Here is a 14,304-nt window from a genome sequence, read left to right on the forward strand (position 1 = left end):
CCGTGGGGGAGCGGACGCCGCCCGGCCCCGTCAGCCGATCTGCTTGAGCAGGGGCACACCGTGGGTGTTCCAGTCCTCACGGTGGACGGCGAGGAGGTGGACGTCCCACAACCTGCCGTGGAAATACGTGTGGTCGGGCAGCACCGCCTCGGCGCGCACCAGGTCGGCGGTGGCCGCCCCGAGGCCGAGCCCGGCGGCGTCCGGTGACGTCCGGTGGACGTAGACCTTGCGCAGCCGCCACATGGCGAAGGCGAAGTTGACCGTCAACGCGTGGACGTCGCCGGCGAGTTCGGCGGCCGCCGGCCCGGCGAGGTGGACCTCGATCCGGGCGTGCCCGGCGGACGTGGCGGTGGACACCGTGCTGAGCCCGACGACCTCGTCGGTGCCCTTGTCGTGGACCAGGAAGCACGCCGAGAGCCCCTCGCCGAAATTCTTGACGAAGGTATCCAGCACGGGAAGTCCCGCGGCCCCCAATGCGAAGAGGATCCGGTATGCCTCGGGGGCGTCCTGCGGACCGGCCGGACGCAAGGAGACCCGGTCGGTCTCGGTGTGCGGAAACAACATTGGCCAGCTACCTCTTTCGCCGTGGTTGACCCGGACCGCCGGCCCGCCGTAAATCCCTTGATTTCTGCACCGATTTGTATACGGCGGGGAATGCGCGGGGCAATGCGTGGGCCGGCTTTGAATCCGGTCGGCCAAGGCCCTGGAAGCACCGGACGCTAGGCCGCCGCACAGCCGGCGGTCAAGCAGCGACCAGCGAGGAGGCGGCGGTTGTCTCGCCGGCGGGACGGCCGGCGGTAAATGCCGCCCGCACCGCATTGCCCACCGGATGCGGCGCGGGCTACGGTCGCCCCGATCGGCCTTAGGACTTTCATTCCGTTCGGCCCCGGCCCGCCCCACGGCGGATGAATTTCGACCGCGCGAGCGGCCAAGGAGCGTAGACGAAAACCATGTTGGAAAACGCCATCGCCACCGACAGCAGCGCCCCGACCTTCCTCGACGAATTCACCGAGTTGATTCGCCGGACCGCCGCCACGATCTGCGCCGAGCAGCCCGATGTGCCGGAGCCGGAAGAACTGCGCGACCTGGATTCGTTCTCCATGGTCCAGGTCCTGCTCGACCTGGAGAACGAGCTGGAGCTGAAGGTCCTCGAAGAGCTGGAGGGCTTCGAGGGCCGCACGTTCCGCGAGATCGCCGAGCACATCGCCGGCATCGCCGAACGCAACGGCACCTACGCCGAGTTCCAGGCGACGGTCAAGCGCATCATCGCGGACTGACCGCACCCGCTCGACCGTCCCGCCCGCCCCCGACCCTGGGAACCCGCATGGACGACCACAGCAGCGACCCCATCTACCGCGTGGTCCGCAACGACGAGGAACAGCACTCGATCTGGTGGGCCGACCGGCCGCTGCCGGCCGGCTGGTACGCCGAGGGGACCGAAGGCAGCCGTGAGGAGTGCCTGCGCCACATCGACACGGTGTGGACCGACATGCGCCCGCTGAGCCTGCGCCGCCGGATGGAACGGTCCGCCGCCGACTGAACCGCCCACGGGGCGCCCCCTTTCCCGCCCGCGCGGCGACGCTGCCTTAGGAGCATCTTTGAACGACTGGACGCCGTCGGCCGCTTCGCCCCCCGGGTGGGCATCCGGGGACTGTGGTGCGCCGGGCGCGGCGGGACCGCTCCCCCTGTTGCCCGCGCTGATCGCGGCGCAGGCCGCGGCCACGCCCGACGCGGTCGCGGTCGAGGCGCTCCCCGCCGGCCGGACCGCCCTCACCTACGGCGCGCTGGACCGGCGGGCCAACCAACTCGCGCACCGGCTGGGGTCGCTGGGCATCGGCCCGGGGAGCCTGGTCGGCGTGGCCCTGCGCCGCGGCCCCGACCTGGTGGTGGCCCTGCTGGCGGTGTGGCGGGCGGGTGCCGCGTACGTGCCGATGGACCCGGACCACCCGGCCGAGCGCCTCGCCTGGACGCTGGCCGACACCCGGGCCCCGCTGGTCCTGACCGACCGCGCCGCCCGGGCCGCCCTCCCGGCCCACGACGGCACCGTCCTGCTGGTGCTCGACGAGGCCAACGAGGCGGCCAGCAGGGCCAGTTCGCCGTTCCCGGACACCGCACCCCGGCTTCCCGGCGGGCCCGCGGAGGCCGCCACGCGGGCCGCCTATGTGCTCTACACCTCCGGCTCCACCGGGCGCCCCAAGGGCGTCGTCGTCCCGCACGGGGGGATCGCCAACCGGGTCCGCTGGCTGGCGTCCCGGCACGGACTCGGCCCGGCGGACCGGGTGTTGCAGAAGACCACGATCGGCTTCGACGCGGCCGGGCTGGAGCTGTTCGCGCCGCTGCTCGGCGGCGGCACGGTGGTGCTCGCCCCGCACGGCGTCGAGCGGGACCCGGCGGCGCTGCTCGACGCGGTGGCCGCCGGCCGCATCACCGTCCTCCAGGCCGTCCCCTCGGTGCTGCGCGCGCTGGCGAACGCGCCGGGCTGGGAGGGCTGCGACGCGCTGCGGCTGCTGTTCAGCGCCGGCGAGCCGCTGCACGCGGAGCTGTGCCACCGGCTGCTCGCCCGGGTGCCCCAGGCGCAGATCTGGAACACCTACGGGCCCACCGAGTGCTCCGTGGACCTCACCGAGCACCGCTTCGACCCGGCCCAGACCACCGGCCCGGTACCGATCGGCCGGCCCCTCGGGGGCGTGCGTGCCCTGGTCCTGGACCCGCGGGGGCGCCCGGTGCCGGCCGGCGGCACCGGCGAGCTGTACGCCGCCGGGGCCGGGGTCGCCACCGGGTACCTCGGCCGGCCCGCGCTGACCGCCGACCGGTTCCTCCCGGACCCCTCCGGGCCGCCCGGCGCGCGGATGTACCGCACCGGCGACCGCGTCCGCCCGGGCGCCGACGGCACCTTGGAGTACCTGGGCCGCCTGGACCAGCAGCTCAAGGTCAACGGCGTGCGGATCGAGCCCGGCGAGGTGGAGGCCGCGCTGGTCGCCCACCCGGGCGTGGACGGCGTGGTCGTCGGCGCAGCCCCGGACCGCGCGGGCGGGCAGCGGCTGGTCGCCTGGGTGCAGCCGCGCGGCGCCGCCCCGACGCCGGCGGAGCTGCGCGCGTTCGCCCGCCGCACCCTCCCGGACCCGCTGGTCCCGGCCGTCTTCGTGACCGTCGCCGGCTTCCCCCGGACCGCCAGCGGCAAGACCGACCGGGCCGCGCTGCCCGACCCCGACTCGGGCGACGACGGCGGCGCCGGGCACGTCCCGCCGCGCGACGCCGCCGAACGGGCCGCCGCCCGGGCCTGGGAGGTGACCCTGGAGCTGCCCGCCGGGACGGTCGGCGCGCACGACGACTTCTTCCACCGCGGCGGCTCGTCCCTCCACTTGGGCCAGCTCGCCGGCCGGCTCTCCGCCGCGGCCGGCCGCCGGATCGAGCTGCGCGCACTGTTCTCCGCCCTCACCGTCGCCGACCAGGCGGCGCTCCTGGGCGCCGCGGACGGGACGGACGAGGCCCGCGAGGCGTCAACTGGCCGTGATGACCCGGTAGTTGCCACGCCCCGTACCGGCGGGCTGCCGCTGTCGCACGGGCAGCGCGGGCTCTGGCTGCTGGAACAGTTGCGGCCGGGCAGCCCCGAATGGGCCGACCTGGTGTGGATCCGGCTGCCCGGCGCGTGGACCGAGGACACCGTCCGCACCGCCCTCGGGCGCCTGGCCGACCGCCACGAGATCCTGCGCACCCGCTACGAGGTGCGCGACGCCGACCCCGTCCAGGTCGTGGACGCGCCGGGCGGCCCGGTGGAGTTGCGCATCGCCGCGGCCGCCGACGCCGACGCGGTGCGCGCGGCGGCCCGCGCGGAGCTGGGCCGCGGCTTCGACCTGGCGCGCGGTCCGGTGTGGCGGGCCCTGTTGCTGCGCACCGCCGACGGCGGTCAGGCCCTGCTGCTGGGCATCCACCACCTCGCCTGCGACGGCTGGTCCTCGGTCCTCCTGGAGCGCGACCTGCTGGCCCTGGGTGCGGCGGCGCACACCGGCGGCCGGCCCACCCTGCCCGAGGTCGCGGTGCAGTACGCCGACCACGCCGCCTGGCAGCGCCGCCGCGCCGCGGCCGACGATGCCGCGCTGAACGACCAACTGCACTACTGGCAGCGGACGTTGGCCGGAGCAACCCCGCTGGAGCTGCCCGCGGACCGCCCCCGCCCCGCCGAGCGCGACGGCCACGGGGCGCTGCACACCTTCGCGGTGCCCGCCGCCCTGACCGAACGGCTCGCCGCGCTGGGCCGGGAGGCCGGCGCCACCCTCCAGCAGACGCTGCTGACCGCGTTCGCCGCGCTGCTCGGGCGGCTCTCCGGCCGCGCGGACTTCACCCTCGGCATGCCCGTCGCGGGCCGGCACCGCCCCGAAGTGGCGCAGACCGTCGGCTACTTCCTCAACACCCTGGTGGTGCGGTGCCGCCCGGACGACGAGGACACCGTGGCGGACGCCGTCGCCGCGGTGCGCGACACCGTGCTGGACGCCCTGGCCCACCAGGACCTGCCGTTCGCGCACCTGGTCCGCGCGCTGCACCCGGAGCGGGACCCGTCGCGCACCCCGCTCTACCAGGTGATGTTCGACTTCCACGAGGAGGGCCGGACCGGCACCGCGCTCCGCGAGGACGACCTGGCGGCGTTCCGGGCCGCCTGGCAGTCCGCCCGCACCGACCTCACCTTCGTCGTCCAACGGCAGTCCGACGGCTCCCTGTCGGGCCAGGTCGAGTACGCCACCGCGCTCTTCGACCCGGCCACCGTGGAACGGCTGGCCGCCTGCTGGGTGCGCCTGCTGGAGTCCTTCGCCGCCGACCCCGCCGGGCGGCTGGGCGACGCCGAGCTGCTGCCCGACGCCGAGCGGGCCCGCCTGCTCGCCCTCGGCGCCGCCGTCCCGGCCGCCGACGACGCCCCCGACGGCTGCGTGGCCACCGCCTTCGCCGCCGCCGCGCGCCGCACCCCCGACGCCGTCGCCGTCGTCTGCGGCGACGAACAGTGGAGCTACGCCGAACTGCTCGCCCGCGCCGCCTGGTTCGGCGACCGGCTGCGCGCCCTGGGGGCCGGCCCGGAGACCACCGTCGCCGTGCTGCTGCCCCGCTCCCCCGACCTGCTGGCCTGCCTGCTCGGCTGCTGGCGGGCGGGCGCCGCGTACGTGCCGCTGGACCCGGCCTCGCCCGACGCCCGGCTGGCCCATGTCCTCGCCGACTCCCGGGCCGTGGTGCTGGTCTCGGACCCGGCGGGCGGCGCCCGGCTGGCCCCGCACCACCGGGGCGCCCGCCTCACCGTCGGCGCCACCGACGCCACCCCCGACGACGCACCGACCGCGGCGACCGCGCCCGGGGCCGCCCGGCGCGACCCCGCCCGGCTCGCGTACGTCCTCTACACCTCCGGCTCCACCGGCCGCCCCAAGGGCGTCGGCGTCGAACACCGGTCGCTGCTGCGGCTGTTGGGAGCCTCCCGGGACCACCTGGAGTTCGGCCCGGACAACGCCTGGCTCGCGCTCGCCCCGGCCTCCTTCGACATCTCCCTCACCGAGCTGGTGATGCCGCTGCTCGCGGGCGGCCGGGTGGTGCTCGCCCAAGATCACGAGACCGCCGACTACCCGGCGCTGGTGGCGCTGATCGACCGGGCCGGCGTCACCCACCTCCAGGCCGTCCACCCGCAGTGGCGGCTGCTCCGCGACGGCGGCCTCGGCGACCGCCCGCTGGTCGGCCAGACCGGCGGCGAGCCCTGCCCGCCCGACCTCGCCCGCGAGCTGGCCCGCGGCCTCAAGCGGTTCGTCAACGAGTACGGGCCGACCGAGGCCACCATCGCCGCGACCCGCTGGACCGTGCCCGAAACCGCCGCCGAGCTGGCCATCGGACGGCCCTACCCGCACGTCGCCGCCCGCGTCCTGGACGCCCGGCTGCGCCCCGTCCCACCGGGCACCGTCGGGGAACTGTGCCTGGGCGGGCGGGGGTTGGCCCGCGGCTACGCGGGCCGGCCGGCGCTCACCGCCGAGCGCTTCGTACCCGACCCGTACGGGCCGCCGGGCGCCCGGCTGTACCGCACCGGCGACCTGGCCCGGATGCTCCCCGACGGCACCCTGGTCTTCGCCGGGCGCGCCGACGGCCAGGTCAAGATCCGCGGGCGGCGGGTGGAGACCGGCGAGGTGGCGGCGGTGCTGGCCGACCATCCGGCGGTGGCCGAGGCGGTGGTGGTCGCCCACGGGAGCGGCGAGGAGGCCCGGTTGGTCGGCTACTGCGTCCCGGCCGGCGACCGACTCCCGGGCCGGGAGGCGCTGTTGGACCACTGCGCCCGGCAGTTGCCCAGCTACATGCTGCCCACCCTCGTGGTGCCGCTCGACGCCCTGCCGCTGACCCGTCACCACAAGGTCGACCTGGCCGCGCTGCCGGCCCCGGACCTGGCCGCGGTGGCCGACGACGTCCCACACACCGCGCCCGAGGGCCCGTTGGAGGAGGCCGTCGCCGCCATCTGGCGGGCGGTGCTGACCGGGCCCGACGGCCGGGCCCCGCGGATCGGCGCCCGGCACGACTTCTTCCGGCTCGGCGGCGACTCGATCCGGGCGTCCCGGGTCATGGCCCTGCTCCGGGACGCCTACGACGTCGCGCTACCGCTGCGCACCCTCTTCGACCGGCCCACCGTCGCCGGGCTCGCCGCGGCCGTCGAGGACGCCGTACGCGCCGAGATCGCGTCACTGAGCGATGCCGAACTGGCCGCCGCACACAGGGAGTACGACGAATGACCGAACCCGCCGCCACCCCCGCGGACGCCACGTCGGCCGCGGCGCTGCGCGCGGAGCTGCTGCGCCGGCGCCTGTCCGGGGCCGCTCCCCCGGCCCGCCGGGACCTCGCGCGCGTCCCGCGCGGCGAGCCGCTGGCGCTCTCCGCGGGCCAGCGCCAACTGTGGTTCCTGCACCAGCTCGACCCGGCCGCACCGGAGTACCTGCTGCCGGTGGCCTACCGGCTGCGCGGCCCGCTGGACGAGACCGCCCTGCGCCGGGCCCTGGACCGGCTCGCCGAGCGCCACGAGATCCTGCGCACCCGCTACGTCCTGGTCGGCACCGAGCCCCGGCAGGTCATCGACCCGCCGGGCCCGGTGGACTTCGCCGTGTCCGAGCGCGCGGGGCTGCCCGCGAGCGCCCGGGAGTCCGCCGCGTCCCAGTGCGCCGAGGAGGCGGCGCTGACGCCGTTCGACCTCGCCGGGCGGGCCCCGCTGCGGGTCCGCCTGGTCCGCTTCGCCGCCGACGACCACCTGCTGGTGCTCGTGCTGCACCACATCGCCTGCGACGCCGCCACCCGCCCGCTGCTGCTGCGCGAGCTCTCCGCGCTCTACCGCGCGCAGGTGCGCGGCGAGGAGCCGGCGCTCGCCCCGGAGCCGGTGCAGTACGCCGACTACGCCGCCTGGCTCACCGCGCACCAGGACGGCCCCGAGGTGCGCGCCGAACTCGACTGGTGGCGGCACGCGTTGGCCGGCCTGAGCTCGCTGGACCTGCCCACCGACCGACCGCGCCCCGCGGTGCGGTCCTGGCGCGGCGCGCAGGAGCACTTCACCGTTCCGGCGCCGGTCGCCGAGCGGTTGCGGGCGCTGGCCGCCGCGCACGGCGCCACCCCGTTCATGGTGCTGCTCACCGCCTTCCAGGCGCTGCTGGCCCGGCACACCGGTACCCCGGACGTGGCCGTCGGCACCGCCGTCTCGGCGCGCAACCGGCCGGAGCTGGCCACGATGGCCGGCTACGCCTACAACAGCCTGGTGCTGCGGGCCACTTGGGCGGCCGAGGAGCCGTTCGGCGCGCTGCTCCAGCGGGGCCGGGAGGCGGTACTGGCCGCCTTCGACCACCCGTCGGTGCCCTTCGACCGGCTCGCCGACGCGCTGGAGCCGGAGCGCGACCTGTCCACCACCCCGGTCTTCCAGGTCATGTTCGACCTGACCCGGGCCGACGCGAGTGAGCCCCTGGACCTGCCGGACCTGACGGCGACCGAGGTCGAGGTGCCGACCCGCACCGCCCGCTTCGACCTCACCATGCACCTCCAGGAGCGCCCCGACGGTTCGTTCGCGGGCGCGCTGGAGTACGCCACCGCCCTGTTCGACGCCGCCACCGCCCGCCGGTTCGCCGGCCACTACACCCGGCTGCTGACCGCCGCCACCGCGGCCCCGGACACCCCCGTCTCCGAGCTGGACCTCTTCGACGAGCCGGAGCGCGCCCTGCTGGTGGACGGCCCCGCCGAGCCCGTCGGCACCAGCACGCCGCTCGACCCCGAAGCGCTGCGCCCCGTCCACGAAGTCATCGCCCGCCGGGCCGCGGCGGCCCCGGAGGCGACCGCGGTGCTGCACGGCGGTCGCCGGACGACCTACCGCGAACTCGACGCGCTCGCCGACCGGATGGGCCACCGGCTGCGCGACCTGGGCGCCGGCCCCGAGGACACCGTCGGCGTGCTGCTGGACCGCGGCCCGGAGCTGGTGGCCGCGCTGCTGGCCATCTGGCGCACCGGCGCCGCCTACGTCCCGCTGGACCCCGGATACCCGGACGACCGGCTGGCGTTCATGCTCGCCGACACCGACTCCCGCCTCGTCGTCACCGAGCGTCGGCACGCCGCGCGGCTGGCCGGCACCGCGGCCCGGCGGGTGGTGCTCGACGAGGACGCCGAGCGCGCGGCGCTGCGGCGCTGCCCGGCCACCCCGCTCGCCCCGCCCGCCGGCGGCCACGACCCCGACCACCTCGCCTACGTCATCTACACCTCCGGCTCCACCGGCCGTCCCAAGGGCGTGCTGATCACCCACCGGGGGCTCGCCAACTACCTCGGCTGGACCGTCGACGCGTACGCGAGCGCCGGCACCGGCGGTGCCCCGCTGTTCTCCTCGGTCGCCTTCGACCTCGGCGTGCCCGACCTGTTCACCCCGCTGATGACCGGCCAACCGGTCCACCTGCTCGACCAGGACTTCGAGATCACCGAGCTGGGCCGACTGCTGATGGCGCACGCCCCGTACGCGTTCGTCAAGCTCACCCCCGGCCATCTGGACCTGCTCACCCAGCAGTTGACCGAGGAGGAGCGGGCGGGCCTGGCCGGGCTGGTGATCGCGGCGGGTGACGCCTTCACCGGGCGGCTCGCCGACCGCTGGCTGAGCGCCGCGGAGGCCGGCGGCACCCGGCTCGCCGCCGAGTACGGCCCCACCGAGATCACCGTGGGCAACTCCGCCTACTTCATCGACGGCCCCCAGGACGTCGAGCTGGTCTCCATCGGTCGGGCGCTGCCCAACACCACCATGCGGGTGCTGGACCCGCGGTTGCGGCCGGTGCCGCTGGGCGCCGTGGGCGAGGTGTGCATCGGCGGGGTCGGCCTGGCCCGCGGCTACGCCGGCCGCCCCGGCCTGACCGCGGAGCGCTTCCTGCCCGACCCCTACGGGCCGCCCGGGTCCCGGCTGTACCGCACCGGCGACCTGGCCCGCGTCCTGCCCGACGGCAACCTCGACTTCGTCTCCCGCATCGACCACCAGGTCAAGCTGCGCGGCTACCGGATCGAGCCGGGCGAGATCGAGACCGTGTTGACCGCGGACGCCGCGGTCGCCGAGGCCGTCGCGCTGGTGCGCCAGGACGCGCCGGGCGAGAAGCGGCTGGTCGCCTACCTCGTGCCGGCCGCCGGCGCGGACGCCGCGGCGCTCGCCCCGGCCCGGCTGCGCAGCCTGCTCGGCGCCCACCTGCCCGACTACATGGTGCCGGCCGCGTTCGTCACCCTCGACGCGCTGCCGCTGACCGCCAACGGCAAGCTGGACCGCACCGCGCTGCCCGCCCCGGACCGGGCCGCCACCGCGGTCGGCGCGCACGTCGCCCCGCGCGAGGACGACGAGCGCGCGATGGCCGCGCTCTGGTCCGAGGTCCTGGGCCTGACCCAGATCGGCGTGCACGACAACTTCTTCGACCTGGGCGGCGATTCGCTGCGCGCGGTCGCGCTGGCCGGCGCGCTGCGCGAGGCCGGCCTGGCGGTGGCGGTGCGCGACCTGTTCGAGCACCGCACCGTGGCCCGGCTGTGCCGGGCGGTCCGGGACGGCGCGCTGGCCGGTGGTCCCGGCTTCCAACCGGTCGCCCGCTTCGCGCTGCTCGACGCCGAGGAGCGGGCCGCGCTGCCCGCCGACGCCGTCGACGCCTATCCGCTCTCCCGCACCCAGGCCGGGATGTTCGTCGAGATGTTCCGGGACGGCGACGTGCACCGGTACCACAACATCACCTCGTTCCGGATCCGCGACCCGCACCCCTTCGACCCGGCGGCCTTCCGCGCCGCCGCCGACCTGGTCGTGGCCCGCCACGAGGCGATGCGGACCTCGTTCGCGCTCACCGGGTACCGCCGGCCGCTCCAGCTCGTGCACGAGCGCGCCACGATGCCCCACGCCCACCAGGACCTGCGGCACCTGCCCGAGGGCGAACGGTGGCCGGCGCTGGCGGAGTTCGCCGACGCCGACCGGCACCGCCTGCTCGACCCCGCCCGGGCGCCGCTGATGCGGATGGCCACCCACCTCCTGGACGACGACGGCTGGTGGCTGTCGATCACCGAGGGCCACCCGGCCATCGAGGGCTGGAGCTACCACAACCAGTTGATGGAGCTGCTCGGCGCCTACCGCCGGCTGCGCGCGGGCCGCGCCCCCGACCCGGCCCCGCCGACGCCCGCGGTCCGCTACGCCGACTTCATCGCCGCCGAACTGCGCGCCCTCGACGACGAGGGAGACCGCACCTACTGGCGGCAACTCCTGGACTCCCACGAGAAGTTCGAGATACCGACCGGCTGGGCCGGCGCCCCCCAGGGGCCCGCCGAGCGGTACCGCATCGACCTGCCGCTCGCCGACCTGGCGCCCGGACTGCGGGCGCTGGCGTCGGCGGCCGGGGTGCCGTACAAGAGCGTGCTGCACGCGGCGCACAGCAAGGTGCTGGGCCTGCTCACCCGCCAAGGCGCCTTCCGCGGCGGCCTGGTGGCCGACGCCCGGCCCGAGGTGCGCGGCGCCGAGCGGGTCTCCGGCATGTACCTCAACTCCGTGCCGTTCCCCTACCGGCGCACCGCCCGGACCTGGGGCGAGCTGGCCCAACAGGTCTTCGCCGCCGAGGTGGAGCTCTGGCCGCACCGGCGGTTCCCGATGCCGGCGATGCGCCGCCCCGGCGACCCGCACCCGATCGACGTGCTCTTCCACTACCTGGACTTCCACCAGGTGGACACCGACCTCGTCGACCCGTTCGCCACCCGCGACGACAGCCCCAACGAGTTCCCGGTGGTCGTCGGCACCCCGCTGCGCGACCACCTCACCCTCGCCTCCGACACCCGCACCCTGCGCCGGGACCGCGCCGACCGGCTGGCCCGGCTCTACCTCGCGGTCCTCACCGACATGGCCGCCGACGGCCCGGACGGCGACGCGCGCCGCGGTTACCCCGAGGACGGGGAGTCGGGCCGCGCGCTCGCCGCCCTGCCGGCCACCCCCGCGCCGTTCGACGACGTCCTGACCGCCTTCGAGGCGCAGGTCGCCCGCACCCCCCACGCGCTCGCCGTCACCGCCGCCGACGCCCGCCTGAGCTACGCCGAACTGGACGCCAGGGCGGCCGCGTTGGCCCGGCGGCTGCGGCGGCACGGCGCCGGCCCGGAGGACCGCATCGGGGTGCTCCTGGACCGCGGCCCGGCCCTCCTCGTCGCCCTGCTCGCCGTCTGGAAGGCCGGCGCCGCCTACGTGCCGGGCGACCCGGACACGCCGGACGCCCGGCTGTCGGCCCTGTTCACCGGCGCCGGCTGCCGCCTGGTCGTCACCGAGGACGCGCACGCGGGCCGGGCCGGCGGCCTCCCGGAGCTGCGCGTGACCGCACCGGACGCGCCCGGGCATCCCGGGGACGACCACCCGCCGGCGCCCGACCGAGCACCGGACCGCCTCGCCTACGTGCTGCACACCTCCGGCTCCACCGGCGCCCCCAAGGGCGTCGCGGTCGAACACCGGGCGCTGGCCCACTATCTGGGCTGGGCGGTCCACGCCTACGCCCAGGGCGGGCCGGCCGACGCCCCGTTCTTCACCTCCGTCGGCGCCGACCTCGGCGTCCCCGCGCTCTTCGTCCCGCTGCTGACCGGCGGCACGGTGCGGCTGTTGCCGCAGCGGTGGGCGCCGGAGGAGCTCGGGCGGCTGCTGGCCGACGGCGCCCCGCACACCTTCGTCGGCCTGACCCCCGGCCATCTCGCGCTGGTCGAGCAGCAGCTCTCCGACGACGAACTCGGCCGCCTGGCAGCCCTGTTGGTGTGCGCCGGCGACGCCTACCCGGCCGGGCAGGCCGCCCGGGTCGCGGAGCGGATCGCCGCCGGCGGCGGCCGGATGCGCCTGGCCGCGGAGTACGGGCCGACCGAGGCGACGGTGGCCGCGGCCGCGCACCGCACGACCGGCCGGGAGCGGCGCCCGCTGGTGCCGCTGGGCCGGGCGCTGCCGGGCACCACGCTGCGCGTCCTGGACGACCGCCTCGCGCCGGTGCCCGACGGCACCGTCGGCGAGGTGCACATCGGCGGCCCGGGGCTCGCCCGCGGCTATGCCGGCCAACCCGGCCTGACCGCCGGCCACTTCGTGCCCGACCCCTACGGGCCGCCAGGTTCCCGGCTCTACCGCACCGGCGACCTGGCCCGCGTGCTGCCCGACGGGACGCTGGAGTTCACCGGGCGGGCCGGCCGCCAGCTCAAGGTGCGCGGCCACCGCGTCGAGCCCGCCGAGATCGAGGCAGCGCTCGCCGCCGACCCGCGGGTCCGGGAGGCCCGCGTGGCCGCGCTCCCGGACGCCGCCGGCACACCCCGCCTCACCGCCTGGGTGGTGCCCGCTCCCGGCCGCGCACCGCGCCCCGCGGAGCTCGCCTCCCGGCTGCGGACGCTCCTGCCGGCCCCGCTCGTCCCCGCCGCCTACCGGATCGTCGGGGCGCTGCCGCTGACCGCGCACGGCAAGTACGACCGGACCGGCGCCCCCGCGGCCGACGCGCACCGGGAGGACACCGCGGTCCGGGCCCCCTACGTGGCGCCCCGGACCGCCACCGAGCGGCGGCTCGCCGAGGTGTGGCGGGCGGCCCTCGGCCTCGACCGGGTCGGCGTCCACGACGCCTTCGGCGACCTGGGCGGCGACTCGCTCCTGGTGCTGCGCGTACTGGCCGGCGCCCGCGCGGCCGGGCTCCCCCTCGACCCGGCCACCGCGCTGGCCCACCCCACCCTCGCCGAGCTGGCCGACGCCCTCGACACCACCCCTCCGGGAGACCGCTGATGCCCAAGGACGCCCGCACCGTGCGCCACCTGATATCCCTCGACGACCTCACCGACGCCGACCTGCGCCATCTGGTCGGCCGGGGGGCCGCGTTCGCCGCCGGCACCGCCGACGCCGGCCGGCCGCTCGACGGCCTGGTCACCGGCGTCTACTTCGCCAAGACCTCCACCCGCACCCGGACCGCGTTCTCCGCCGGGGCGCTGCGGCTGGGCGGCTCCCTGCTCTCCTACGGCCCGGGCGACCTGCAGACCAACACCGGCGAGACGAGCGAGGACACCGGCCGGGTGCTCTCCCGGATGCTGGACGTGCTGGTGGCCCGCACCGCAGGGGACCCCCAGGAGATGCGGGCCTGGGCGCGCCAGCGCCGGATGGCGGTGGTCAACGCGATGAGCGCCGAGGAGCACCCCACCCAGGCCCTGACCGACCTGACCACGCTGTACCAGCACTTCGGCCGCATCGACGGGCTGCGCGTGCTCTACCTGGGCGAGGGCAACAACACCGCGACCGCCCTGGCACTGGCCCTGACCCGTTACCCGGACGTGGAGTTGGAGCTGCGCACCCCGCCCGGCTACGGGCTCCCCGCCGCGATCGCCCGGAAGGCGGCGCAGCAGGCCGCGGCCAGTGGGGCGGTGCTGCGCGAACGCCACACCATGGAGGGGCTGCCGACCGACCTCGACGCCGTCTACACCGCGCGCTGGCAGACCACCGGCACCGCCAAGGCCGACCCCGACTGGCGCACCGCGTTCGCCCCGTTCCAGGTCCGCGCGGAGCTGTGGGCCGACAGCCCGAAGGCGGTGTTCCTGCACGACCTGCCCGCCCACCGGGGCGAGGAGGTCACCGCCGAGGTCCTGGACGGGCCCATGAGCCTGGCCTTCGAGCAGGCCGAGAACAAGATGCACTCCGCGATGGCGGTCCTGGAATGGTGCCGCGGGGGCGGCGCGGGCTGAACCTCCGCTCCCCCGGCCCCCGTTCACCGCGTGCCGCGCAACGGCCGCCGGCCCCGCCGTACGGTTCTCGACGGCGGGGCCAGCGGCGGGTCCGGTAGCCCCCTTGGG

General features: G+C 76.6%; 6 protein-coding genes. 5 read left to right on the forward strand and 1 reads right to left on the reverse strand.

The features are described 5' to 3' along the window. Positions 1 to 30: 30 nt before the first annotated feature. Positions 31 to 564 (reverse strand): GNAT family N-acetyltransferase, encoded by a 534-nt coding sequence (locus PV796_RS17845; protein ID WP_274914303.1) that lies wholly within the window; start codon positions 562 to 564, stop codon positions 31 to 33. A 386-nt stretch (positions 565 to 950) separates the two neighbouring features. On the opposite strand from PV796_RS17845, the gene PV796_RS17850 reads away from it, so the two are divergent. The 5 genes from PV796_RS17850 to PV796_RS17870 all read left to right on the forward strand — a co-directional run bounded on the left by PV796_RS17850 (position 951) and on the right by PV796_RS17870 (position 14,196). After that, entirely contained in the window at positions 951 to 1,277 is a 327-nt protein-coding gene (locus tag PV796_RS17850; RefSeq protein WP_274914304.1) for a hypothetical protein, read from the forward strand. 47 nt (positions 1,278 to 1,324) lie between these two features. Further along, positions 1,325 to 1,540 carry an MbtH family protein gene (locus tag PV796_RS17855; protein ID WP_274914305.1) on the forward strand — a complete coding sequence of 72 codons (216 nt, stop codon included), beginning with the start codon at positions 1,325 to 1,327 and terminating at the stop codon, positions 1,538 to 1,540. Positions 1,541 to 1,688: 148 nt separating this feature from the next. After that, entirely contained in the window at positions 1,689 to 6,743 is a 5,055-nt protein-coding gene (locus PV796_RS17860; protein WP_274914306.1) for a non-ribosomal peptide synthetase, read from the forward strand. Beyond that, positions 6,740 to 13,249 (forward strand): non-ribosomal peptide synthetase, encoded by a 6,510-nt coding sequence (locus PV796_RS17865; protein ID WP_274914307.1) that lies wholly within the window; start codon positions 6,740 to 6,742, stop codon positions 13,247 to 13,249. The genes PV796_RS17860 and PV796_RS17865 overlap by 4 nt, the downstream gene beginning before the upstream one ends. Beyond that, positions 13,249 to 14,196: an ornithine carbamoyltransferase gene (locus PV796_RS17870; protein ID WP_274914308.1), complete on the forward strand. Its 948-nt coding sequence runs from the start codon at positions 13,249 to 13,251 to the stop codon at positions 14,194 to 14,196. Before PV796_RS17865 ends, PV796_RS17870 begins: the two co-directional genes overlap by 1 nt. Positions 14,197 to 14,304 lie beyond the last annotated feature (108 nt).

The organism is Streptomyces sp. WZ-12 (genome assembly GCF_028898845.1).
Lineage (GTDB): Bacteria > Actinomycetota > Actinomycetes > Streptomycetales > Streptomycetaceae > Streptomyces.